The organism is Chryseobacterium sp. SIMBA_029, assembly GCF_046535275.1.
GTDB lineage: Bacteria > Bacteroidota > Bacteroidia > Flavobacteriales > Weeksellaceae > Chryseobacterium.
Map to the genome: position 1 here is coordinate 1 of NZ_JAWRXA010000464.1, position 262 is coordinate 262.

The 262-nt window shown below is 64.1% G+C and carries 1 protein-coding gene; it reads right to left on the reverse strand.

Features of this window, described 5'->3' with window-relative positions:
* Positions 1 to 262, reverse strand: a 262-nt coding sequence (locus SB679_RS24840) for an MFS transporter (protein ID WP_410704960.1), incomplete at both ends; no start/stop codon positions are given.

A 262-nucleotide genomic window follows, 5' to 3' on the forward strand; every position in this document is an offset into this window, starting at 1 on the left:
GTGAGCCGAGGGCCACGCCGGCAGTCAGTGCTGACCCGTACCATCCCATGGCTTCGCCGCGGCGCTCCTCATCCACGAGGTCGGCCACTTTTTCGGAGGAAGCAGACAGGACCGGCGCGCACAGCAACCCCGGCAACAGGGATAGGAACGCCAAGGTCCAGGTGTCGTGCGCGAATCCCATGGGAATCGTCAGGGCGGCCATACCAAGGAGCAGGAGCATGGGTGAGATGGGACGCTTCATGGCTCCATAGATCAGCCCTCC